We start from the raw sequence: 22,684 nt of genomic DNA, 5'->3' as shown, positions 1-22,684 counted from the left end.
CACAGGCCGGGCTCACGCCGCTGCGGCCGGGATCTCACTCTCCTCCCGCGCCGCGGCCCGCGCCTGCTCGTGCAGACGCCGCGTGAGCTGCTCGCCTTCGACGTCCACGTTCGGCAGGAACCGGTCCAGCCGGCGCGGCAGCCACCAGGCGGCGCGGCCGAAGAGCGACAGCAGCGCCGGCACGATCGTCATCCGGACCAGGAACGCGTCGACGGCCACGCCGAACGCCAGCGAGAAACCGAGCGACTTGATGATCGTGTCGGCGGCCAGGATGAAACCGGCGAAGACGCTCATCATGATCAGCGCGGCCGCGGTGACGACCCGGGCGCCGTGCTTCATCCCGCTGATCACGGCGTCGTTCGGTGACGCCCCGTGCACGAAGTCCTCCCGGGTGCGGGTCACCAGGAAGACCTCGTAGTCCATCGCGAGACCGAAAAGGATCCCGATGAGGAAGATCGGCATGATGCTGACGAGCGGCCCGGTGGACTCCACGCCGAGCAGCCCGGCCAGGTGACCCTTCTGGAACACCGAGACCAGCGCGCCGAACGCCGCCCCGACCGACAGCAGGAAGCCGATCGTCGCCTTCAGCGGCACCAGGATGCTCCGAAACACCAGCATCAGGAGCACGAAGGCAAGACCGACGACAATTGCCAGGTACGGGACCAGCGCATCGGTGAGCTTCTCCGACACATCGATGTTGACCGCCGTCGTGCCGGTGACCGCCATCGTCGCGCCCGTCACCGTGTGCGAGCGGATGTCGTGGACCAGGTCCTTCGTCGCCTCGCTGGTCGCGGAACTGCCCGGGATGACGGTGAGCATCGCGGTGTCCCCGGCCTGGTTGACCACCGGGTCGCTGACCGTCACGACGTCGGTGAGATCGCCGATCGCCTGCTGCGCCTGTAGTGCGGCGCTGCGCCCGGCCCCGGACGCCGCCTCCACCACGATGATCAACGGGCCGTTGAAGCCGGCGCCGAACCCCGCGGCGAGTTGGTCGTACGCCTTGCGCTGCGTCGAGCTCTCGGCGGCGGTGCTGTCGTCCGGCAGCGCCAGGCGCAGATCCATGACCGGATACGCGACGGCACCGATCACCACGAGCGTGCCGACCAGCGCGATCCAGCGGTGCCGCACCACGTTGCGGGCCCAGCGCTCGCCGAACGGCACCTTCGCGTGATGCTCCAGCGCGGCCGGGTCGGCGCGATGCTTGCGGGGCAGGATCCGCGTCCCGCAGAAGCCGAGCACGGCCGGGACCAGGCTGAGCGTTATCAGTACGGCGACGGCGACCGTCCCCGCCGCGGCCACGCCCATCGCGGTGAGGAAGGGTATGCCGGTCACGCTGAGGGCGACCAGCGCGATGATCACGGTGAGGCCGGCGAAGACCACAGCCGACCCGGCGGTGCCGACCGCCCGGCCCGCCGCCTCCACGCCGCCGCGCCCGATCGCGATCTCGTGCCGGTAGCGGGAGACCACGAAGAGCGCGTAGTCGATGCCGACCGCGAGCCCGAGCATCGTGGCGAGGGCCGACGTGGAGCTGGAGAGGTCGAAGAAGCCGGTCGCGATCTGGATGCCGAGCATGCCGACGCCGACCCCGACCAGCGCGGTGACCAGCGGCAGGCCGGCCGCCACCAGCGAGCCGAACGTGATGATCAGGACGAACGCGGCCACGATGATGCCGATCGCCTCGGCGGCGTGGCTCTCCTCGGTCGTCCTGGTGACCTCGCCGGAGAACTCCACGCCGATGCCGTCCTGCTTCACCACGTCACCGGCGGCGAGCAGCTTCTCCCGGTCGGCGATGCTCACGTCGGTGACCGGCACGTCGTAGCTGACCGTCACGTAGGCGGTCTTCTTGTCGGCCGAGTAGACCGGATCGGCGACCGTCGCGAGCTTTTTCAGCGCTGTCACCGCGGGCGCTAACGATGAATCGGACAGATCGCCGGTGAAGACCACCTTCGCCGACGCGTTGTCCGAGGTCGTACCGAACTTGGTGGCGAGGACCTCCAGTGCCCGCGACGACTCGGTGCCCGGGATCGAGAAGGCGCTGGTCGTCGGCCCGGAGAGGGTGGCGGCGCCGACCGCGAACAGGACGAGCAGCAACACCCAGCCCGCGAGGGTCAGACGGCGACGGCGATACGAGAACCGTCCCAGCCGGTACAACAGGGTCGCCACAAACAACCGTTCGGCACCACTGCCGAAACCCTGAGCCGGTTACGGCCCACTCCAGGATCGAATGTCCTGCTTCGCCGCCCCCGATGCCTGATGGCAAGATCAGACCTCATGATCGTTGATACCGACTCATCCGGCACGCGTCGCCGGGAGGCCTGCCCGTGAGGGCGGTCATCGTTGCGGCGGTGGTCGCGTTCGTCGTCTCCCTGTTCCTCACGCCGGTGGCGATCCGGGTGTTCAGCGCGCTCAAGGCCGGGCAGCCGATCCGGTCCCTCGGGCTCGCCTCCAACGAGGGGAAGCGCGGCACCCCGGCGATGGGTGGCGTCGTGTTCATCCTGGCGACCCTCGTCGCCTACGTCGCCGGGCACCTGGCGCTGACCACGCTGCCCGACCGGCAGATCGCGCAGGAGAAGCCGACGATGACGGCCCTCGTGCTGCTCGGCCTCTTCGTCTTCTGCGGCGCGGTCGGGTTCGTCGACGACTTCCTGAAGGTCCGCAAGCGCAACTCCGACGGCCTGTCCGCCAAGGGCAAGCTGCTCGGCCAGGCGGTCATCGGCACCGTGTTCGGCATCATCGCGCTCTCCGTGGTGAGCACCAACGGCCAGACCGTGGTCAGCGAGAACATCTCCTTCATCAGGGACATCAGCTGGCTGAACGTCGGCAAGATCGGTTCGGTCATGGTGTTCGTCTTCGTGATCACGGCGATGTCGAACGGCGTGAACCTCACCGACGGCCTCGACGGCCTGGCCACCGGCGCGTCGACCCTGGTGCTCGCCGCGTACGCGGTGATCGGCTACTGGCAGTACCGGCACTGGTGCGCCGACGACACCTACGCCCGCGCGAACGAATACTGCTACCAGGTCCGCGATCCCCTGGAGATCTCCATGATCGCGGCGGCCGCGGCCGGCGCCTGCGTGGGCTTCCTGTGGTGGAACACGTCCCCGGCCCGGATCTTCATGGGCGACGTCGGCGCGCTCGGTCTCGGCGCCCTGATCGGCGGCCTCGCGGTGGCGACCCACACCACCCTGCTGTCGATCCTGATCGGCGGCCTCTTCTTCATCATCACGATCACCTGGGTCATCCAGATCGTCTCGTACAAGACCACCGGCAGGCGCGTCTTCCGGATGGTGCCGCTCCACCACCACTTCGAACTGGCGGGCTGGAGCGAAGTCAACATCGTGGTCCGCTTCTGGACCATCGCCGGCGTCTGCGTGGCAGCGGGCCTGGGAATCTTCTACTCCGACTTCCTGGCCAACGTCGGCTAGCCGGACGCCCGGGCGTGCCCAGCACGCCCGGGCGGGACGTCAGGCGGGAACCTCATCACGCGTGGGCGACTCGTCGAGGGTGCGGTCGTGGCGGAGCGAGGTGCGGGCCGTCTCCTTCGCGGCCAGGACCGAGATGATGGTGAGGACCGACGCGACGGTCATGTAGATCGCCACGGCCGTCGTGTTCGGCGAGGAGACGTCTCCGAGCAGTCGCAGCGCGATGATCGGGGCCAGGGCGCCGGCCAGGATCGAGGCCAGCTGGTAGCCGACCGATGCTCCGGTGTAGCGCACCGACGTCCCGAAGAGCTCGGAGAAGAAGGCGGCCTGCGGGGCGTACATCAGGGCGTGCAGGAACAGGCCGACCACGACCGCCAGGATGATCAGCGACTCGGATCGGCTGCCGACCAGGTCGAAGAAGAAGAACGACCAGATCGCCACGCCCGCGGCCCCGGCCAGGTAGAGCGGCCGCCGCCCGATGCGGTCGGAGAGGCCGCCGATCAGCGGGATGATCACGAACTGGATGGCCGAGCCGAGCAGCAGCGCGCTCAGGATCATGCCCTTGTCGGCGGAGGTGCCGGCATAGGTGGTCAGGTAGGTGATCGAGATGACCGTGATCAGGTAGTAGGAGATGTTCTCGGCGAGCCGCATCCCCATCGCGAGCAGGACCTCCTTCGGATAGCGGCGGATCACTTCGAGCAGCGGCTGGTGGGTCCGCTCGGCGTTGCGGGCCGCGAGCTGCTTCTGCGCCTGCTGGAAGACCGGCGACTCCTCGACGGTCAGCCGTACCCAGAGGCCGACGAGGACCAGGACGGCGCTGAGCAGGAACGGGATCCGCCAGCCCCAGGCCTGGAAGGCCTCCTCCGACTGGACCAGGGCGAGCACCCACAGCACCCCGGTGGCGAGCAGGTTGCCGAGCGCGACACCGGCCTGCGGCCAGGACGACCAGAAGCCGCGCCGGGCGTCGTCACCGTGCTCGGCGGCCATCAGGACCGCGCCACCCCATTCACCGCCGACCGCGAAGCCCTGCGCGAGCCGGCAGGTGAGCAGCAGGATCGGGGCGGCGACGCCGATCGTGGCGTACGTCGGCAGCAGCCCGATCGCGATGGTGGCGACACCCATCATCATCAGCGAGATGACGAGCATCCTCTTGCGGCCGAGCCGGTCGCCGAAGTGTCCGAAGACGACACCGCCGAGCGGGCGGGCCACGAAACCGAGGGCGTACGTGCCGAACGCCAGCAGGGTGCCGGTGACCGGATCGGACTCCGGGAAGAAGAGGGTGCCGAAGACGAGGGCGGCAGCCGAGCCGTAGAGGAAGAAGTCGTACCACTCCACGGCGGTGCCGACCAGGGACGCGAAGACGACTTTGACGATGGGCGTGCGCCGGGTATCCGTAGACATGCGGCTCCTCTCATAGGACCGGGGCTGTTAACGGGACGTTACGGTGACGCCGGATCGGAACCCATGGATCGCACCCACACAAAGTGAGCCCTGCTTATGTGGACTCAGCGCAGCCGGTGCAGGCGCAGCGCGAGCTGCAGGTCGAGCACCCGGGACGGCTCGGCCCAGTCGTCGCCGAGCAACTGCGCCACCCGGTCCAGCCGCTGCGTCACCGTGTTGACGTGCACGTGCAGCGCCTCGGCCGCCTTCGCCAGGCCGCCGCCCGCCGCGAAATACGCTTCGAGCGTGCGGACCAGGGCGGTGCCGCGGCGTTCGTCGTACTCGATCACCGGCCCGGCCGCGCGCCGCACGAACCCCGCGACGTCGCGCCGATCACCGAGCAGCAGGCCGACGTATCCCAGGTCGGCGGCGCAGGCTCCGTGGCCGGAACGGCCCAGCGCGATCAGCGCGTCCAGGCATTGGTCGGCCTCGCGGTAGGCGCCCGCCACCGCGGCGGCCCCGGACGCCGGACCGGCCGCACCGGCGGTGACGCCCGCGCCCAGTACCCGGGCGAGCTCCCGCGCCACCAGCCGGGAGAGCGCCGCCGGATCGTCACCGGGAAGCAGCAGCGCGATCCGGCCCTCCCGCATCACGGCGAGTCCCTGGCGTCCGGCCGCGAAGGTACGCGCCCATGACACGGCTTGCTGGCGAAGTTCCTGACCCGCCACCACCAGCACGTACGGCGCGTCGAGGTCGAGTCCGAGCCGGGCCGCGCGGTTCCGGATCGCGTCCGGCTCACGCACCGGGCGGCTGATCAGGTCGTCCAGCAGATCGCCGCGGACCTGGGCCTCGGCGTCGGCGACGGTACGCCGGAACAGCAGCAGCAGCGCGGTGATCTGGGCAGCGCGCTCGAGGATCCGCTGGTCGGCGGCGGCGAGCGGCTGATCCGGGCGGAACAGCAGCGCCCCCAGGTTGTCGGCACCGGCCACTACCGCCGCGATGATCAGGTCGTCCCGGCGTACGCTGCGCCCCTCGGACCGGGAAGCCGCCACCGCCTCGCCCAGCTCGACCCCCTCGGGGTCCGGAACCGCCGCCGGCGAGCCCGGTGTCCGCGCCGTCGCGACGGTGCGGCCCTGCGCGTCGATCACCACGAGCGCGCCGTGCAGGACACCGACCAGGTCGGCGGCGACGTCGTCCACTCCCCCGCCGCGCAGCACCACCGCTGTCATCCGGTCGTGGGCGTCGGCGGCCCGTTCCACCGACACGCTGTGCGCCTGGATCACCGCGTTGGCGGCGGACAGCTCGGCGAGCGCGGTCTGCGTCTCGCTGAGCAGGCGGGCCGTGTCCAGTGCGACAGCGGCGTGCGCTGCCAGCGACGACAACAGCGCCACCTCCTCGCGGGCGAACGGGCGCTCGGCCCGGTTCGCGGCGAACAGCACGCCGATCACCGCGGATCCGAGCCGCAGCGGCACCCCGAGGATCGCGACCAGGCCCTCGTCGCCGACCCCCTGATCGATCTCGACGGTGTGCTGGAAGCGCGGATCGGTCGGGTAGTTCGCCGTCGCGTACGGGGTGCCGGTCAGCGCCACGAGACCGCCCAGCCCGGCCCCCGGCGGCAGCCGGAGCTGCTGGAAGCTGGCCGCCACCGAACCGTCGGTGATCCGCATGTACGTGTCGCCGCGCTCGGCGTCGTTGAGCGTCAGATAGGAGCAGTCGACGCCGAGCAGCGTCCGGGCCCGGTGCACGATCGCCCGCAGCACCGCGTCCACGTCGCGCAGTCCGGCCAGGTCGCCGGCGGTGTCGTAGAGCGCCGACAGCTCCTCCTCCCGGCGCCGCCGCCGTTCCAGGAGGGCACGGACCCGCAGGGCCACTGCTTTGGCCTGTTCGAGCTCTTCCAGAAGAGGCGAGCCCGCGGCCCGCGCGGCCACCACCGGCCGTTCGAACTCGACCAGTGCGGCCTCGCGGGCGAGCAGCTCCAGGAACTCCAGGCTCATCTCAGTGGGCGGTCCATCCGCCGTCGATCGGGATGGAGGCGCCGGTGATCAGGGCGGCCGGGGGTGTGCACAGGTAGGCGACCAGCTCGGCCACCTCCTCCGGCTCGATCAGCTTCTTGATCGCGGCGCGCTCCAGCATGATCTGCTCGACGACCCGGCTCTCCGGGATGCCGTGCACCCGGGCCTGGTCGGTGATCTGCTTGTCGACGAGCGGGGTGCGTACGAAGGCCGGCTCGATGCAGTTCGAGGTGACGCCGTGCTCGGCCCCTTCCAGGGCGGTGACCTTGGAGAGTCCTTCGAGCGCGTGTTTCGCGGCCACGTAGGCGGCCTTGAACGGCGACGCGATCACGCCGTGCACCGAGGAGATGTTGACGACCCGGCCCCAGCCGTTCGCGTACATGTGCGGCAGCACCCGCCGGACCAGCCGGAACGGCGCCTCCACCATGACCCGTTGCAGATAGGCGAACCTCTCCGGCGGGAAGTCCTGCAGCGCCGCCACGTGTTGCAGCCCCGCGTTGTTGACGAGCACGTCGACGGCGCCGCCGATCTCGTCGGCGGCTTCCGGCCGGGACAGGTCGGTGACCACCGGCCGCCCGTCGATGGCGGCCGCGACCTCCTTGGCCGCGCCTTCGTCCACATCCGCCACCAGCACCGTCGCCCCGGCCGTTGCGAGCCGGACCGCACAGGCCCGCCCGATCCCACTGCCGGCACCGGTGACCAGGGCGACCCGCCCGTTCAGATCGAGGTTCACCACCATGAACCCACCCTAGAACGCATCAACGCCCCACCATATGTGTGCGCACGCCATGGCCGTGCCTCCGCCCATGTCGCCGGCACCCATGGCCGGTTTTCAGGCGCGGGCCTTCTTGATCCGGGATTTCAGGGCCCGGCGGGCCAGCGGACCCAACTCGTCGACCACCTCGACCAGGACGGCCAGCTGGTCGAGCGCCTCGAAAGCGCGGCCGGCGCCGGCGCGGTCGATGCCTTCGTAGAGTTCGATGCCGACGAACGCCGCCGCCACCGCACGGGACAGGCCCGGGATGTCGGCGACCTCGGTAACCGGGGAGGCGGCCAGCAGCCGGGTGAGGACGGACTCGATCGCGGCGGTCCACAGTGCGAAGGCGTCCGCAGTGGGCGCGGCGAGACGATCACCGGTCTGGGCGGCGGCGAGGAGCTGGGCGAGGACCGAGACGTTGCCCTGCGCCAGCTCGGAGGCGTGCAGGTCGCGGCCGACCTGCAGGAGTTCGCGCAGCGAGCCGACGGCGGCGAACCGGTCGGCGTACGCGGTCACCCGCTGCTCGGTGGCCTGCCGGCAGGCGGCGCCGAGCAGTTCGTCGACCGAGCCGTAGTGGTAGAAGACCAGCGCCTGGTTCACCCCGGCCGCGGCCGCGATGGTCCGCGCCGACGCTCCGGCGACACCGTGGTCGCGCATGGCGGCGAGGGCCCCGTCGATCAGGCGCTGCTTCGTGTCGCTCATCAGCGACCATTCTTCCCCACGGTCACGGCGCCGGCCGGGTGCGGGGGCGCGATCAGCGCGTCCACCACGAGCTGCGCCGATTGATTCAAGCCCGGGAGGATCAAGAGCCATCCCGCGTACGCCTGAAGCACCGTGCCATGACCCAACCCCCGGGCTACCGCTGCCACCCCCGACGCCACGTGCCCGTCGTCCGCTTCATAGCGCGCCCGCCACAGCACCGGCCCGTCGAACGACGACGCCGGCAGGATGGTGAGCCCCACCGGCGACGATCGCAGGAGCAGGTCGCGTACGCCGGAGCACGGCCCGCAGTCGTCGTCGAGCCAGAGCCGGGCCGAACCCGGCGTCCGAGTGGACGGTCTCGTCCGTGGCCACCAATCTCGGACTTGTGCGCGATAAGAGCGGTACTGGCCCTCGTACCGGGCTAGAAGGTCGTGATGTTCGGAAGCCGCCGCCAGACCGCCCGCGAAAGCCCCCGCGATGATCGCGGCCACGGCCAGCGAGAGGCTGCGCGCCGCCGCGGCCATGAGCAGCAGCAACGAGATCGCGCTGAGCTGCATCGGATTGGCGAGGTACGCGTAGACGCCGGTGGTGACGAGCCGGACCGGCGGATCCCAGGGGAACGGCGTCCCGCCTCCCCGGAGAGCGAACTCGCGGACGGCGGCGAGTGCCGGCACCGCGAGCAGAAAAGCCAGCTGACCGAGAAGGAACAGCGGAGCGTCCAGCAGCCGATCCCAGGAACCGTCACCGAGGGTGAACGCGACGCTGGGGATCAGCCAGAGCAGCAGCACGCCGAAGAGCCCTACTTGCAGGAGCACGCGCGCCATGAGCCGGCTGCGTGTGGCGGTCCAGCGGCCGAGCAGCTGCGCGGGCAGCGCCACGGCGATCAGGCCGAGCGCCTCGCCGAGCAGCCAGTGCGGGCCGAGCCGGAGCAGCGGATCGAGGGCGGGCATGGCGATCGCGTCGATCCAGAGCAGCAGGCCCAGCGCGACCGGGAGGGGCAGGAGGCGGCGCAGCAGGACCGGGACCGGACCCCAGAGCACCGCCCAGCCGAGCCAGAGATCGATCGGGAAGCCGTGGTAGGCGCCGTCGACCGTGGCGAACGTCCACCATCCGGCGGCCGTGGCGATCTCGTGCAGCACCGCCAGTCCGGTGGCCGACGCGATGAACGCGAGGGCGGCGCCGGCCCTTTCCCGCTCTCTGCGGGCCGCCACCAGCAGTGCCGCGACCGGGATCAGCAGGGACAGGTAGCGGGCGGTGGTCACGGCAGGCTCAGCATGTTCAAGAAGTGCTCCGCGCCGGCGTGCATGAAGCGATCCTGGAGGGGCCCGAAGTACCACGACGGGTCGAGGCCACGCCGGTAGTCGATGCGCAACGACACCCGGGTCCCACCGTGGGCGCCGGCCCGCCAGCTCAGCGTCGCCGTCCGCATCCCGACCCAGCGGCCGGTGATCGAGCTGTCCTCCCTGATCGCGAACGTGACGGCCTGCGGTCCGGCGTCGACCACCTCGGTGACGATCTGCCCGCCGGGACCGTGCGAGCTGCCGTGATAGCCGAACATCCACTGGTCGCCGACGTCGAGCCCGGTGCCGTGCACGTGCGCAGGCGTCGGCACGCCGAGCACCCGCAGCGCGAGCGGCCGGGCCTCCTGCGGCTGCGGTCCGGCCGCGAGCAGGGCCGGCATCATGATCGGGTCGATCGCCACGTCACGGCTGACCCGTACCGACTGGTCCGGGTCGATGCGCCAGTCCGGCTGCACCCCCTCGACGCCGGCGAGCAGCAGCGGGATCGGCAGCAGCACGCGCAGCGCGGGATTGCGCCCGAACCGCCGGACCAGGGCGGTGATCACGTGCGCCACCGTGTAGACCAGCGGCGCCGCCAGCACGACACAGATCGCTCCCTCGTGCAGCGCCACCGCCGCCAGCAGCAGGCCGATCGTGGTGAGCCGGAAGACCCGCCCGTGCGTGCTGCGCCCCGGCGTGAGCGCGAGCGCCGCCGCGAGCCCCACCGGCAGCACCACGAAGAGCAGCGCGCTGTCCGCCCGCCCCGATCGCACCGTCGCGACGAAGAACCCCACCCCGACCGCCACGATGAGCGCGGCCAGTGCGATGTTCGCCGGCCTCTTTACCATGATGAATCCCCCTCTTGAGCACTCGCTCAAGAAGAAGGTAACCCCTTTTGAGCGACTGCTCAAGTCGAGCCGAGCACATTAAAATCCACCGATGGATCGCTTCGCCCGGATGTCGCGGATCCTCAGCGCGACCGGCTTCGTGGCGGTCGGCTGCGACATCCCGCTGATGTCCCTCGAGATCGCTGACGGCTCGCCGACGCGTTCATGGACTACCTGGTCACCCTCCTGCCACGGCCCCTGCGCCCGGTGATCCGCCCGCTGCTGCTCGCCCAGGTCGACCCGCGCGTCCTGCGCGCCTGCGGCCTCCGATCACCCTCAGCGGCACGACGGAGAGCGTCCGGCGCGCTGATGCGGGCGGCCGGACGCGCGCAATCCGGCGACACGGCGACGACGATCGGCCGTCTGACTGCTTCCGTCTACCCGAACGGCTGGAGTCCCGGCGATCTCGGCACGCACCCGCCGCATCGATCGGAATCCTGACTGTCCATGGTGTTCTCAGCGGTTTGAATCGGAGCATCGTCCGAGCACCCCGGGGAGATCTCCATGCACGACCTCATCAGCCGCGCCCGCGACCTGGCGCCCACGCTCGCAGCCCGGTCCGCCGAGCTCGACACGGCCCGGCAACTGCCCGCCGATCTGGTGGCCGAGCTCAAGGCGGCCGGCTTCTTCCGGATGTTCGTGCCGCGGTCACACGGCGGCCACGAGGTCGATCTGCGTACCGGCATGGCCGTGCTGGAAACCCTCGCCACCGCCGAACCGGCCGTCGGCTGGACCGTGATGATCGGCTCGGAGACGCCTCAGCTGCTGGCGTTCCTCGACCGCGAAGTCTTCGACAAGCTGTACGCGGCGAGCCCCGACCTGATCGTCGCGGGCGGCTTCAACGCGCAGGGCACGGCCACCCCGGCGCCGGACGGCTATCTCGTCGACGGCCGCTGGGCCTTCGGCAGCGGCAGCACCCACGCCGACTGGATCTTCGGGAACTGCCTGGTCGGCTCCGCTGACGGCCCTCCCACGCTGCGGTCGGCCCTGGTGCCCGCGTCGCAGGCGCGGATCGTGGACACCTGGCAGGTGCTCGGTCTGCTCGGCACCGGCTCGCACGACGTCGAGATCAGCGGTGTCCACGTACCGGCCGAGCACACCTTCGACCTCTTCGCCGGCCAGTCGTCGATCCCCGGCCCCGGTTTCGTGGCGCCGCTCATGCACTTCATCCTGCACCTGGGTGCCGTAGCGACGGGCATCGCGCAGGGCGCCCTCGACGCCACCGTCACCCTGGCGACGGGCGGCAAGCAGCGGCTGTACGCGAAGACCCGTCTCGCCGACACTCAGCTCTTCCAGGTCCAGCTGGGCCGCGCCGACCTGACCCTGCGAGCGGCCCGCGCCCTGCTCGCGACCACCGCCGACGAGCTCTGGGAGGCCTGCTCCTCCGACCCGGCGTCACTCGCCGCCCTCGGCCCCCGGGTCTCCGCCACCCTGACCTGGGTGACCGACGCCGCCCTCTCCGTCGTCGACACCTGCTACCGAGCCGGCGGCGGCCAGGCGGCCCGAGCCGCGTCCCCGATCCAGCGCCGCTTCCGCGACATGCACACCTTCAGCCAGCACGCCGCAGCAGCCGAGGGCTGGCTCGGCGGCCACGGCTCAGCCCTGCTCGGAAAGCCGGGAGGCCTGGCCTACTGACCCCGAGTCCTCGCGCCGTTCCACGATCACGAGCCGCCGCCACCGTGTCCGCGTCGGGTGTGACCGGCCCGGATTAGAGTGCGATCATGACCGCCGCATCCGTGCACCTTGCCGCCCAGCCTCGTCTCGACACGCTCGTGACGGAGTTCCGCTCCGACGCTCAGCGGCTGCGCACCGACTTCGCAGGGACGGCCTGGATCGGTGACATCCCGGACCCGGAATCCGGCATGATGGGACCGAACTACCAGCGGCGCGTCGTCGACTCGCAGTTGTTTCTGCCGGACACCCACTGGTACACCGTCGGCGATCTCGACGACGCCGAGATCCAGATCGCCGTCGGCCTGCTCCAGGTGCCCGGCACCAAGCAGGGCACACAAGGGCTGGTCGGCGCGATCGCGGACCCGAGTGCGGATTTCTTCGAGCACCCGGAGCACGAAGACCGGGTCGGCATCTGCCTCACGCTGCGGGGCCAGATCTGGTCCAACGTCGGCCTGTCATATCGCGTCACCGTCTTGTGCCGGCCGGAGGCCTTCATCAGCGGCGCACCCGCGTGACGCGAGGGCACTGACTTCAAGCCGTTGTTGCCCGGCGGACCTCAATCACCGTCTGGCTTGGCGGCCCGATCAAGGGCAATCAAATCGCTGGCAACTCTTGGCGCGCGTTTGACATTCTCCGTGGATGCTGCTGGTGCTGACCGGGTCGAGGTGCTCAGGCAAGTCCACCCTCGCGTTCGCCGTCGCCGAGCGATGCGATCGACTCGCCGTCCATGACAGCGACGAGAGCGGCGTTCCGCGCAACCCGTCCCCGCACTGGCGCAACCACAACACCGAGGAGTGGATTCGTCGCGCCCTCGACTACCAGGCCGACCGGGTCGACCTCCTACTGACCGGTCAGGCCCCGCTCGGCGAGATCCTGGCCGCCCCGTCGGCGCCGATGCTGAATGCCATCGCGGTATGCCTGATCGACGTCGCCGACGAAGAGCGCCGACGCCGGCTCAGGCAACGCGATTCTGATCGCTGGCCGGAACACGAGCTCGACCGTTTCAACAACTGGGCGGCCTGGCACCACGGACACGCTCGCGATCCCCGCCACCGGCCCGACGTCATCACCGCAAACAGCGCATCAGCTATGGCATGGCACCGCTGGTCGTCCTGGACTGCCAAGGACCCTCGGTGGCAGACCAACATCATCGACACCACCGAATGTCCCCGTGACACCGCCGTCAGCGAACTGGAAACCTGGCTCAACCAGCAACGACAATGCCTCCGTTCTGGCCGCCACCCCCTGCGCCGTGGCTGGGAAGCGCAACGCCGCTCCAGCGAGGCGACGTCCTGAAGCAACCGTGAACCGAGTCCACACGACGGCATCGAGCATCGACAGCTCCGCGGCTGATCGATACCACCCCAACCTGAGCCTCGACCCCATCAGCTCAGGAGGCACAGCCCGGCGGCCGAGACGAAGGACAGCGAGCGGATCGCGGCATGAGAATGCGGCCAAAAAGGGCCGTTCGCACTGATCGCAGCGCGCAGTGGAATCACGGCACGGTCAAGGGCTCCGGTGGTTCCTCGTACTCACCCAGGGCATACCGCAACCGATGGTTGAGGTCCGAGATTGACTGACGCAGCTCCCGCTCGGTTCCCGCCGGCTCAAGCAGGCCCGCTCGTTCCAGCCGGTCGCGGATCCGATTTGATAGATGCGGAGGAACGCCATCGCCCATGAGTTCGCCTTCCAGCAGAGCGAGAACCCCGATCAGTCCGGCCACATCGCGAGCACGGCAGTTCCGAGGAGCTAAGGCGTCCGGACTGTACGAACTCATGAATGCCACCCTACGCAGCAACCTCTTACAGGCGGCGCGTGCAGAGCGCGCATCGCGGCATGTGAGTTCGTTCGGCTGGCTAGCTCTACCGCCGATCCGGCTATGATCGGCAACAGAACGTCCTCTACGAAAAAAGGCGCTATGCCGCGGAAGCGGCCAGGCACTCTCCGGCGAGTTCGCGCGCCCAAATCGTCGTGGCACGACGTACCTCACGTACCAGGCCTCGACAGCCTCAGCCAGCACGAGGTCAGCACCATCGAGCTGCAGACGGCCCGCGACTGGGCAAGGGAAGGGCTCTGGCCGGGCGCGATCGCCGAAGCCCTACTCAGTTGGCGAACAATATCTCGACGGCCCTCAACCCGAATCTTCCTCCCCTGCTGCTGCGGCCGGCACCCTCGGGCATTGCTGGAAGAAGCCTTGGACGCGCTCACCACCCCCACGGCGAGAGCACTGGCGAAACCGATCAGCGAGCTCGACGACGAATTTCGCCGACGGACCGTCACGGACCCTCACCTATCTTCCGCGCTGCCGTGGTGGGATCAGCGATGCCCGTTGTAGGCGGCAATCGGCACCACGTACGCGACAACGATCAGACGCCACCGGACAATGCGCATAACAGCGCCTTGTCGGCGGCAGTTGAGTGAGATACCTCCGCCGCAATTACCGAGCCTTTGCCCTGTTGCTGCCGGGGTCATACTCGTCTTCCGGGATGCCATTAGCCACTCGGGATGCCGGGTGCGGATCGCGGCGTGAGCGGACGCCGCCGGCGGCGGCTATATCCCGCGCTGTGCGACTCCCGGACGTCATCCCGATCAAGTACGAGCCCGACTACCGTACTGGCCGCATCGGACGGCACGCGGGCGGACAGTTTTTCGCTGACATCACCGGCGCCTACCAGGAAGGCGTCAGGCCAGGTCGCGACTGGCGGAACCAGCAGCGAATCTACGCGGTGCTCCATCTCTTCGACGAAATTGGGCACCACACTGGCTCGAACCTCCGGTTCACCGGCTTCAGGGGCGACAGCCCCGCAGCCGTCGAAGCCGCCGAGCAGGTCCTGTCGAATTGGCTGGCCGGCCTCGATGCGGTCACGAACTGCAGTATCGGCATCCGACCCTTCCGAGTCGACTTCGACAACGTCGTCTTCGGCCTGATCGATGAGACCACCGACGACCCAGACGAGGGCCACGGTGGGCCATGGGCCGAGCTCTACCCACAGCGACTTGGGTTCTACGAGCCGTGGAACGGCGAATACGACACCTAGAACGGGGATGGCTCCGCCACCACCATCAGCTTCACTACTCGCGGCATGACAGTGCGTTGCGGCTTGCCCATCTGATTTACAGTCCCGCCTATGGGCAACCTCCTTGCCTGCAGCATTGGGTTAGCGATACTAACCGTGGCCCTAGTCGCCTTGTTCACACTGCGACGGCGGAGGGCCCGACGAGTTCCAGATCGCGCGGATTTTCTGCGTCGAGGTGCGATCGCCGCTGGGCAAATCTCCAGAAGCAGTCGTGATGCGCAGCGGGGATCGATACGCCGAGGCGGCCTTGGTGAAGGTTCTGAGCCGAACCGGGAGGCGTCGTTCGGCCCGGACGCGGGTGGATACGTCTGAACCGTGAAGCTGCAAACCTTGTCGGCGGCAGGTGAGCACGTGCGATATCGATTCTCGGGTGCCGGATTTGCGGATCATCCAATCGGGATCGAATGATTTCCTGATCTGAAATTCTGGTGGTCGGTGTCGCCGGTGGTGGGTGTCGCGCGGAGAATGGAGGCATGGCGCAGTTGACGTTGTTTCCCACGAGGCATTTGCGGGATCGGACGCTGCGTCGCAATTATTCGGCAGGAGCTGAGGAGTTCCGGCGCGCCCATGAGGGGCACCGCGCGTGGGGCTTATTGCAGCGCCATGCGCGCCGGCTGAGCCAGCTGCGCGCGGCCGAGCAGGAGCCTGCGGCCGAGCAAGTGCCCGCGGCCGACCAAAAGCCTGCGGCCGAGCAGGAACCCGCGGCCGAGCAGAAGCCTGGGGCCGAGCAAATGCCTGCGGCCGGGCAGAAGCCTGGGGCCGAGCAAATGCCTGCGGCCGGGCAGAAGCCTGGGGCCGAGCAAATGCCTGCGGCCGGGCAGAAGCCCGCGGACCTGCGGGTCGATGACCGGCGCCCGGCGCCCTCGGCAGAGAGGGCGGACCGGCATGAGACGCAGACGGCGACGCCTAAACCCGATTTTCCCGCAGGACGAGAACGCTTAACGCGAGGTTGCCCGGCCGGTGTCGATGCACCCGAGGACCGCGCATCTAACGATTACACATCTGAGGACCGCGCACTCGAGGACCGCGCACTCGAGGACCGCGCACTCGAGGACCGCGCACTCGAGGACCGCGCACTCGAGGACCGCGCACTCGAGGACCGCGCACTCGAGGACCGCGCACTCGAGGACCGCGCACTCGAGGACCGCGCACTCGAGGACCGCGCACTCGAGGACGGCGCATTTGAGGACGGCGCATTTGACTTTCACGGATTCGAGTCGGGGGGTGCCGAGTGGGTGCGGACGTCCGGTGTCCCGCCACGCAGCGGCTGCGGGGTGTCGGCGAGGCTATTGATGGCGTGTCGATTCCGGCGGGCTGCGGCTCTGATTCGCACGCCCGTAACCGCATTGTCCGAGTCTGGGAACGGCAATTTTCTGCTCGCACATTCTGAGCGCCGGATTAACGGGGAGAATGGACGCCGGCGAAGACCGAATGAAGGTCGAACGAAACGCACTGAATTCGGCAGATCAAAGTGCTGGTGCGCCAGACCTCGGGGCGATTTGTTGCCGACCGACGCGCACGACCGGCTGCGCACGAGTGAACGGCTTCGGCACAGTGCAGGAAAGCGGCGACGGCCGCCACTCCTCATGACGGCACAGGGCCTTTCGAGACAGAGGGCCGCCTCGACGTCGCTCGGCTGCGCCGGCGCGGTGCGGGCTTGCCGTTTCCACAGGCTGCGGACGAGTGGCGGTGCGGCCCTGATTTCGGAAGCTCCGTGCAACCAGCACCTCCGCGACGCGGGCACCGAAATCGGGACGACCCGCCCCTCAGACGCCCGGCTGCCGCAACGGGACCACCGGCACCCGGCTCATCCTGGTCGCCGGGCGGCCTCACCGACGACCGACCTGCGACGACCTCAATCCCGGAGAATCGTTGCGGCGATCGCTCGGGCCTCGTCCGTCCACGGCTCGGGGCGCATCGTGGACGGGCTCAGGCGCACGTTGACGCGGCGGCCCTCCGCGAACACCGTCTCCCCGTCGGTCGAGGTGACCCGGAAACGGTAGTCGGCGCTGGTCGTACCGATCTTGTCGAGCCAGAAGTGCACGATGATGTCGCCGGTGCCGCGGACCGGGCGGTGGAAGGTGATCGCATATTCGCGGACGACGTTGAACGCGTCCGGTGTGGTCGGGCGGCCGCCGGAGAAGGAGACGCCGCGCTCCGCCCACCAGAGGGAGATGGCGCGTTCGACGAGGACGGCGTACCGGGAGTTGTGCAGCATCCCCATGGCGTCGAGGTCGTCGAAGTGGACCGGAATGTGCATCACATCGCCGTAGGTCAGCGCGGTGGTCATAGCGACTCCAGAAGAGAGGGATCGGTGGCAACCGATCGCAGGTGTTCCAGCAGCGCCACGCGGGCCTGGCGGAATGTCGGTCCGGTCCCGAGCACCGGCGCCTGCATCACGGCGCAGACCCCGAGGGATTCGGTGTGGTAGGCGAGCCCTTCCGGGGTCACCGTCGCGCGTACCTCACCCAGCTCGACCGCGTCGGCGGCCGTCCTGGTCAGGAACGTCATCCAGTCCCGCAGCTCAGCGGCGAGACGGTCCCGGATCACGCCGGGCCGGGCGTTGAACTCGAAGTGCGCGTTGGCGAAGAAGCACCCGCCGGGCAGCACCCCGGACTCGTAGAACGACAACCGGCTGTCGTGCACCGCCAGCAGCCGCCGCAGCCCGGCCGGTCGGGTCCGCGCCGGGCCGATCACCCGATCGGTCCACTGCGCCCGGGCGTGATCGATGACGGCGAGTTGCAGTGCCTCCTTGGAGCGCCAGTGCGCGAACAGACCGGACTTGCTCACTCCGAGCGCGTCGGCGACCTGGCTCAGCGACAACCCGTCGAGCCCGTTCACGGTGGCCAGCAGCAGCGCCTGATCGAGCACGGCGGCCCGCGTCCGCTCCCCGCGAACCAGCCTGCCGTCCTGAGTCATGGTCCGACCCTACAAAACGACCGACCGTTCGTAAATATAATCGAGGTCACTCCAGCAGCGCCGTGATCACCGCGAACTGCCGCACGGTCACGTACGACGGATTCGCCGCCTGCGGCTGCCGCAGCACTTCGAGGTCAGCCAGCTCGTCGTGCGCCCGCAGCTCCTCCCGCGAAAGCCACTCCTCCTCCGGCGCGATCGTGAGATCCAGCGGCACCTCCCACCGCCCCGGCGAGCTCTCCAGGGCAGGCCCGATCAACTTCCCCAGACCCCAGATTCCGTACGGGAGACCGCGCCGCCGGCTGCCACTGCCCCAGAACAACACGGGCTGACCGGCCGACATCAGATCCAGCCGGTAGCTCCGCTGCACACACCACCGCTCGACCCGAGGCTCCCGCTCGAACCGTTCCCGCAGTCCTCCGAGATCCGCGTTTCCTTTCAGCAGCCACGCGCCGAGATCGGAAAGCCGCACCACTCCGCTGTCCCGCACACCCCGCGCTTACCCACCGGAAACAGCGGAAACCCACGGCCACCCGAATCGGGCCGTGGGTTTCCGCGTCTACGGGAAGTCGTCAGATGCCGTTGCAGATGCCGGTCATCTCGTCGCGCGGCACGACCTTGACACGCTTGCGGCCGTGCGGCTCGCCGAGCCCGACCTCGTGGGCGTCCAGCTTCTGCCAGCCCTCCCAGTCGGTGATGTCCAGGCCACGGCCGCGCAGGTAGTCGAGGACACCCTCGTGCGTCGGGTCCACCGGCGCCGGGAGCTTGTCGGCGTCGGCGAGCAGGCTCTGGATCGTCTCGTTGGCGTCGCCCTTGGTGTGGCCGATCAGGCCGACCGGGCCGCGCTTGATCCAGCCGGTCGTGTACATGCCCGGGATGTGCTCGCCGTCGAGGTCGAGGATCCGGCCGGCCTCGTGCGGGATGGTCCCGGTCTTCGTGTCGAACGGCAGGTCCGGCAGCGCGGTGCTGAGGTAGCCGACGGCGCGGTAGACGGCCTGGACGTTCCAGTCGGTGAACTCGCCGGTGCCGCGGACCCAGCCGTCGCCGGTCAGCTCCTGGGTCTCGGTGCGCAGGCCGACGACCTTGCCGTCCTCGCCGAGCACCTCGACCGGGGCCTGCAGGAAGTACAGGTGCAGGCGGCGCGGGCGGTCCCGCGGGTCACGGACGGCCCAGTTCTGCAGGATGTCGACGCACATCTTGACGTGCCGGGTGTCCCGCATGGCCTGCAGGCTGCCCTCGTCGAACTCGATGCCCTCGGGGTGGATGATCACCTCGACGTTCGGCGAGTGGTCGAGCTCGCGCAGCTCCTGCGGGGTGAACTTGACCTGGGCCGGGCCACGGCGCGAGAACAGGTGCACGTCGGTGACCGGGCTGGCCTTGAGGCCCTGGTAGACGTTGTCCGGGATCTCGGTGACCAGCAGCTCGTCGGCGGTCTTCGCGAGGATCCGGGCCACGTCGATGGCGACGTTGCCGGCGCCGATGACGGCGACCTCGGTGGCTTCCAGGGGCCATTCACGCGGTACGTCGGGGTGGCCGTTGTACCAGGAGGCGAAGTCCGCGGCGCCGAAGCTGCCCTGCAGGTCGATGCCGGGGATGTCGAGGTTCCGGTCCTTCTCGGCGCCGGTCGCGATGACCGTGGCGTCGTAGAAGCGGGACAGCTCCTCGGGCTTCACGTCGGTGCCGTACTCGACGTTGCCGATGAAGCGGATCCGCTCGTTGTTGAGGATCCGGGTGAGGGCGTTGACGATCTCCTTGATCCGCGGGTGGTCGGGAGCCACGCCGTACCGGATCAGGCCGTAGGGGGTGGGCAGCTTGTCGAAAATGTCGACGGTGACCGTTTCCGAAGCCTTGATCAGGTGGTCGGCGGCGTAGATGCCGGCCGGGCCCGCACCGATGACAGCAACCCGCAGGGGGCGATCCATAGATAAATCCCTCACTCGCGCTCTCGCCGATGATCAAAGGAAAACGGCAAGACTCTAAAACTTGAACCTAGGTTGAGATCAAGTCGATCTCGGGTGGCCGAACCGGGGCATTACCGGACAGAGTGGCCGAAGTCACGACTCAGCGAAGTTAGGTTAGGCTCACCGAATTCCCTGGTGAGAGCGGTGAAACGCGCGGGCTTGTCCGCACCGAAGCGGCTCACGGCGGCAGTGAATGTGTCACTGGTCACGAATGACGGCGGCGTTGATTTACTGTGGTATTTGTCCGCATACATCACCAACCGCTCCTCGGGCGTCTCAGCGAGGTAGTCGGCCACCGGCATCGGCAGTCCCTGCTCCCGCACATCGGCCGCAGTGATACCCACGCCGGTGTGGTGCGAGCAGAACCGGCAGAGCGCGTCCGGCAGGCCCAGGTCGCGCAGCAGCTCGTCGCCGAGGATGCCGTGCCGGACGTACGGGTCGTCCGGAGCGAGCCGGTGGACACCGATGTCGTGCAGCAGGCAGCCGGCCCGCACCAGATCACCGTCGACGTCCGGAGGAAGCAGCTGCGAGGCGATCGCCCAGACGATCCGGCAGTGCGTCCAGACCGACTCGAACGCCTCACGGGTCGGCGCGGCCTGCCGGTGCATCTCGCGGATCTGCTTCTCGCTGGGAATCACCCAGAGACGATGCCACGTCCCGCAGTGTGGACAGGAAGGTGGCCAGCGCAGGTGTGTCCCGGCCCTCCCTGGTGACCACGAACAACCGCCTGGCCAGGTCTTTCTCGGCGACCTCGCGATAGGCGACGGCCGGGTCGGCATCGGGCAGCGTCAGCTTCGGCAGCAGCCCGACCGCGCCGGCCTGCCGGACCAACTCGAGCTGCACCTCCGCGTCGTAGCAGTGGTGCCGCAGGTCAGGGTCGAAGCCGCCGAGCGAGCGGCAGGTGCCGACGACCATGGTGTGGTGGCCGCTGCCCGGCTCGGACGCGACCCAGGCCTCGTCGCGCAGCGCGGCGATCGCGACCGGGCCGCCCGGCGCCGCCAGCGGGTGAGCGGACGGCAGGACCAGCATCAGCGGCTCGACGTAGAGCGGATCGAAGGTCAGGCCGGCCGGGCGAGGGCGGGGATGGCCGTCGTACTCGTCGCTGATCAGCAGGTCGACCGAGCCGAGACGCAGCTCGGGCAGGGCGTCCTCCACCTCCAGCTCACGAACCTCGGCGCGGATGCCCGGGTACGGGACCGCCAGACGGGCGACGGCCGGAACCAGGAGACGGCGGGCCGCTGACTGGAGGCCGCTCACCCGGACGGTCCCCCGTACGAAATCGGTCCGGGAAGCGAGATCCGCGGCTGCCGCATCGGCGGCAGCCAGAAGGACCCCCGCGTGGCCCGCCAGGATCCGGCCCGCGTCGGTGAGACGCACACCGCGCCCGGCCTTCTCCAGGAGCTTCGCGCCGACCTCCTTCTCCAGGATCGCCAGCTGCTGCGAGACGGCCGACGGGCTGTAGTCCAGAGCCGTCGCGACCGCGCCGAGCGTTCCTCGCACCTCGAACTCGCGCAGGAACCGGAGCCGCCGCAGATCCATGCAGGAATCGTAAACAATCAGCTCCACGAATCGTCACTGGACGTGAAGAGTCGGCGGCGTGAGGCTCGAACGCATGGGTCCGCTCCTCTGTCTGCTCTCAGCGGTCTGCTTCGGCGCGCTCGGCATCTTCGGCAAGCTCGCGTTCGAGGCGGGCGTCTCCCCGGGCGCGCTGCTGCTGGTCCGTTTCGGCCTGGCCGCGATGCTGCTCGGCACCGTGCTCCTGATCCGGCGAGCAGCCGGGACCGCCCCTCCCGGGATCAAGACCACGGCCAGGGTTCTGGCCGTCGCGCTCGGGCTGGGCGCGGTGGGGTACGCGGGCCAGGCGACCCTCTATTTCGAAGCGCTCCACCGGATGGACGCGTCGCTGCTGTCGCTGGTCTTCTACTCGTATCCACTGCTGGTGACCGTCGCGGCGGTCGTGCTGGGCCGGGATCGGCTGACGGCCGGCAAGGCGGGGGCGTTGCTCGCCGCCTCCGCCGGGGTGCTGCTGGTGCTGCTCGGCGCGGGCGGCGTGCGGATCGACCCGGCCGGCGTGATCCTGGCGTTCGGCTCGGCGATCACCTACACCGCCTACATCCTGATCTCCGATCGGGTGGTCCGGCGGGTCCCGCCGATGCTGCTCACCACCCTGGTCCTGACCGGCGCGGCGGTGGCTCTCGCGATCCGCGCGGGCGTCGCCGGCGGCGTCGGCCTCGGGTTCGGCGTGGACGGTTGGCTGTGGCTCACCTGCATCGTGGTGGTCTCCACAGTGCTGCCGATCCTGGCGTTCTTCGCCGGTCTACGCCGGACGGGACCCTCGGCCGCGGCGATCCTGTCCACCGCCGAGCCGGTGGTGACCACCGCGCTGGCGACGCTCCTGTTGCCCGAGAAATTGACGATTACGCAGCTCACGGGTGGTCTTCTCGTGCTCTCGTCGGTCGTCATCCTCCAAATGGGAGCTTCCCGTATCGCGCGGCCCTCGGAATCACTATCATCAGCGCGATTCGCGAAGTAAGGAAAGCAAGCTCTGCGCTGGATGGACTGTGGGACGATGAGTGGTGGCGCAGAGTACGCATGCCGTCACAAAAAACCCAAACG

Annotated in this window: 21 protein-coding genes; 8 read left to right on the top strand and 13 right to left on the bottom strand. The window is 69.2% G+C overall.

Annotated elements, in window-relative coordinates; all coding sequences use genetic code 11:
* Positions 1-12: 12 nt before the first annotated feature.
* On the bottom strand, positions 13-2,163 hold the full coding sequence (locus tag EP757_RS21980) for an MMPL family transporter (RefSeq protein ID WP_127548864.1): 2,151 nt from the start codon (positions 2,161-2,163) through the stop codon (positions 13-15).
* 158 nt (positions 2,164-2,321) lie between these two features.
* Between EP757_RS21980 and mraY the strand changes: the two genes are divergently transcribed.
* Positions 2,322-3,425: a phospho-N-acetylmuramoyl-pentapeptide-transferase gene (gene mraY / locus EP757_RS21975; RefSeq protein WP_127548862.1), complete on the top strand. Its 1,104-nt coding sequence runs from the start codon at positions 2,322-2,324 to the stop codon at positions 3,423-3,425.
* A 39-nt stretch (positions 3,426-3,464) separates the two neighbouring features.
* Here the strand turns inward: mraY and EP757_RS21970 are convergent, their stop codons facing one another.
* The 6 genes from EP757_RS21970 to EP757_RS21945 form a co-directional block, all read right to left on the bottom strand.
* A complete protein-coding gene (locus EP757_RS21970) occupies positions 3,465-4,823 on the bottom strand; it encodes an MFS transporter (protein WP_127548860.1) in 1,359 nt (452 codons plus the stop codon).
* A gap of 104 nt (positions 4,824-4,927) precedes the next feature.
* Positions 4,928-6,796, bottom strand: a complete 1,869-nt coding sequence (locus EP757_RS21965; protein WP_127548858.1) for a helix-turn-helix domain-containing protein — start codon at positions 6,794-6,796, stop codon at positions 4,928-4,930.
* 1 nt (position 6,797) lies between these two features.
* Positions 6,798-7,553 (bottom strand): 3-hydroxybutyrate dehydrogenase, encoded by a 756-nt coding sequence (locus tag EP757_RS21960; RefSeq protein WP_127548856.1) that lies wholly within the window; start codon positions 7,551-7,553, stop codon positions 6,798-6,800.
* Positions 7,554-7,646: 93 nt separating this feature from the next.
* A complete protein-coding gene (locus EP757_RS21955; protein WP_127548854.1) occupies positions 7,647-8,273 on the bottom strand; it encodes a TetR family transcriptional regulator in 627 nt (208 codons plus the stop codon).
* The gene (locus tag EP757_RS21950; protein WP_127548852.1) at positions 8,273-9,535 is read right to left on the bottom strand and encodes an isoprenylcysteine carboxylmethyltransferase family protein; all 1,263 of its coding nucleotides are present in this window, start codon (positions 9,533-9,535) and stop codon (positions 8,273-8,275) included. The genes EP757_RS21955 and EP757_RS21950 overlap by 1 nt, the downstream gene beginning before the upstream one ends.
* Positions 9,532-10,401 carry a hypothetical protein gene (locus tag EP757_RS21945; RefSeq protein WP_127548850.1) on the bottom strand — a complete coding sequence of 290 codons (870 nt, stop codon included), beginning with the start codon at positions 10,399-10,401 and terminating at the stop codon, positions 9,532-9,534. Before EP757_RS21945 ends, EP757_RS21950 begins: the two co-directional genes overlap by 4 nt.
* A gap of 91 nt (positions 10,402-10,492) precedes the next feature.
* On the opposite strand from EP757_RS21945, the gene EP757_RS42840 reads away from it, so the two are divergent.
* The 6 genes from EP757_RS42840 (at position 10,493) to EP757_RS21920 (ending at position 15,152) form a co-directional block, all read left to right on the top strand.
* Positions 10,493-10,651, top strand: a complete 159-nt coding sequence (locus tag EP757_RS42840; protein WP_160165836.1) for a hypothetical protein — start codon at positions 10,493-10,495, stop codon at positions 10,649-10,651.
* Positions 10,606-10,881, top strand: a complete 276-nt coding sequence (locus EP757_RS21940; RefSeq protein WP_160165835.1) for a hypothetical protein — start codon at positions 10,606-10,608, stop codon at positions 10,879-10,881. Before EP757_RS42840 ends, EP757_RS21940 begins: the two co-directional genes overlap by 46 nt.
* A gap of 63 nt (positions 10,882-10,944) precedes the next feature.
* On the top strand, positions 10,945-12,075 hold the full coding sequence (locus EP757_RS21935) for an acyl-CoA dehydrogenase family protein (RefSeq protein WP_127548846.1): 1,131 nt from the start codon (positions 10,945-10,947) through the stop codon (positions 12,073-12,075).
* Between the two features lie 86 nt (positions 12,076-12,161).
* Positions 12,162-12,629, top strand: coding sequence for a hypothetical protein (locus EP757_RS21930; RefSeq protein WP_127548844.1), 468 nt, complete (start codon positions 12,162-12,164; stop codon positions 12,627-12,629).
* 124 nt (positions 12,630-12,753) lie between these two features.
* A complete protein-coding gene (locus EP757_RS21925; RefSeq protein ID WP_127548842.1) occupies positions 12,754-13,410 on the top strand; it encodes a hypothetical protein in 657 nt (218 codons plus the stop codon).
* 1,268 nt (positions 13,411-14,678) lie between these two features.
* Positions 14,679-15,152: a hypothetical protein gene (locus tag EP757_RS21920; protein WP_127548840.1), complete on the top strand. Its 474-nt coding sequence runs from the start codon at positions 14,679-14,681 to the stop codon at positions 15,150-15,152.
* Between the two features lie 1,894 nt (positions 15,153-17,046).
* Here EP757_RS21920 and EP757_RS21910 read toward each other — a convergent pair.
* The 6 genes from EP757_RS21910 to EP757_RS21885 all read right to left on the bottom strand — a co-directional run bounded on the left by EP757_RS21910 (position 17,047) and on the right by EP757_RS21885 (position 21,607).
* Positions 17,047-17,481: a thioesterase family protein gene (locus EP757_RS21910; protein ID WP_127548837.1), complete on the bottom strand. Its 435-nt coding sequence runs from the start codon at positions 17,479-17,481 to the stop codon at positions 17,047-17,049.
* On the bottom strand, positions 17,478-18,110 hold the full coding sequence (locus EP757_RS21905; RefSeq protein ID WP_127548835.1) for a TetR/AcrR family transcriptional regulator: 633 nt from the start codon (positions 18,108-18,110) through the stop codon (positions 17,478-17,480). The genes EP757_RS21910 and EP757_RS21905 overlap by 4 nt, the downstream gene beginning before the upstream one ends.
* A gap of 46 nt (positions 18,111-18,156) precedes the next feature.
* A complete protein-coding gene (locus tag EP757_RS21900; protein ID WP_232049932.1) occupies positions 18,157-18,579 on the bottom strand; it encodes an EVE domain-containing protein in 423 nt (140 codons plus the stop codon).
* Positions 18,580-18,679: 100 nt separating this feature from the next.
* Positions 18,680-20,029 carry an FAD-dependent oxidoreductase gene (locus EP757_RS21895; protein ID WP_174262435.1) on the bottom strand — a complete coding sequence of 450 codons (1,350 nt, stop codon included), beginning with the start codon at positions 20,027-20,029 and terminating at the stop codon, positions 18,680-18,682.
* A gap of 110 nt (positions 20,030-20,139) precedes the next feature.
* Positions 20,140-20,706 (bottom strand): HD domain-containing protein, encoded by a 567-nt coding sequence (locus EP757_RS21890; RefSeq protein ID WP_232049931.1) that lies wholly within the window; start codon positions 20,704-20,706, stop codon positions 20,140-20,142.
* Positions 20,648-21,607, bottom strand: a complete 960-nt coding sequence (locus EP757_RS21885) for a LysR family transcriptional regulator (RefSeq protein WP_127548833.1) — start codon at positions 21,605-21,607, stop codon at positions 20,648-20,650. Before EP757_RS21885 ends, EP757_RS21890 begins: the two co-directional genes overlap by 59 nt.
* A gap of 58 nt (positions 21,608-21,665) precedes the next feature.
* Between EP757_RS21885 and EP757_RS21880 the strand changes: the two genes are divergently transcribed.
* Entirely contained in the window at positions 21,666-22,601 is a 936-nt protein-coding gene (locus EP757_RS21880; protein ID WP_232049930.1) for a DMT family transporter, read from the top strand.
* Positions 22,602-22,684: the final 83 nt, after the last annotated feature.

The organism is Actinoplanes sp. OR16 (assembly GCF_004001265.1).
Taxonomy (GTDB): domain Bacteria; phylum Actinomycetota; class Actinomycetes; order Mycobacteriales; family Micromonosporaceae; genus Actinoplanes.
The sequence above is the reverse complement of the archived record's forward strand: the minus strand, read 5'-3'. Positions and strand labels throughout refer to the sequence as shown.

Coding starts and splice junctions, on each gene's coding strand:
- EP757_RS21925 (WP_127548842.1), top strand. CDS start 12,754: ATGCTGCTGGTGCTGACCGGGTCGAGGTGCTCAGGCAAGTCCACCCTC.
- EP757_RS21965 (WP_127548858.1), bottom strand. CDS start 6,796: ATGAGCCTGGAGTTCCTGGAGCTGCTCGCCCGCGAGGCCGCACTGGTC.
- EP757_RS21960 (WP_127548856.1), bottom strand. CDS start 7,553: ATGGTGGTGAACCTCGATCTGAACGGGCGGGTCGCCCTGGTCACCGGT.
- EP757_RS21930 (WP_127548844.1), top strand. CDS start 12,162: ATGACCGCCGCATCCGTGCACCTTGCCGCCCAGCCTCGTCTCGACACG.
- EP757_RS21895 (WP_174262435.1), bottom strand. CDS start 20,029: ATGGATCGCCCCCTGCGGGTTGCTGTCATCGGTGCGGGCCCGGCCGGC.
- EP757_RS21935 (WP_127548846.1), top strand. CDS start 10,945: ATGCACGACCTCATCAGCCGCGCCCGCGACCTGGCGCCCACGCTCGCA.
- EP757_RS21910 (WP_127548837.1), bottom strand. CDS start 17,481: ATGACCACCGCGCTGACCTACGGCGATGTGATGCACATTCCGGTCCAC.
- EP757_RS21945 (WP_127548850.1), bottom strand. CDS start 10,401: ATGGTAAAGAGGCCGGCGAACATCGCACTGGCCGCGCTCATCGTGGCG.
- EP757_RS42840 (WP_160165836.1), top strand. CDS start 10,493: ATGGATCGCTTCGCCCGGATGTCGCGGATCCTCAGCGCGACCGGCTTC.
- EP757_RS21905 (WP_127548835.1), bottom strand. CDS start 18,110: ATGACTCAGGACGGCAGGCTGGTTCGCGGGGAGCGGACGCGGGCCGCC.
- EP757_RS21885 (WP_127548833.1), bottom strand. CDS start 21,607: ATGGATCTGCGGCGGCTCCGGTTCCTGCGCGAGTTCGAGGTGCGAGGA.
- EP757_RS21940 (WP_160165835.1), top strand. CDS start 10,606: ATGGACTACCTGGTCACCCTCCTGCCACGGCCCCTGCGCCCGGTGATC.
- EP757_RS21970 (WP_127548860.1), bottom strand. CDS start 4,823: ATGTCTACGGATACCCGGCGCACGCCCATCGTCAAAGTCGTCTTCGCG.
- EP757_RS21955 (WP_127548854.1), bottom strand. CDS start 8,273: ATGAGCGACACGAAGCAGCGCCTGATCGACGGGGCCCTCGCCGCCATG.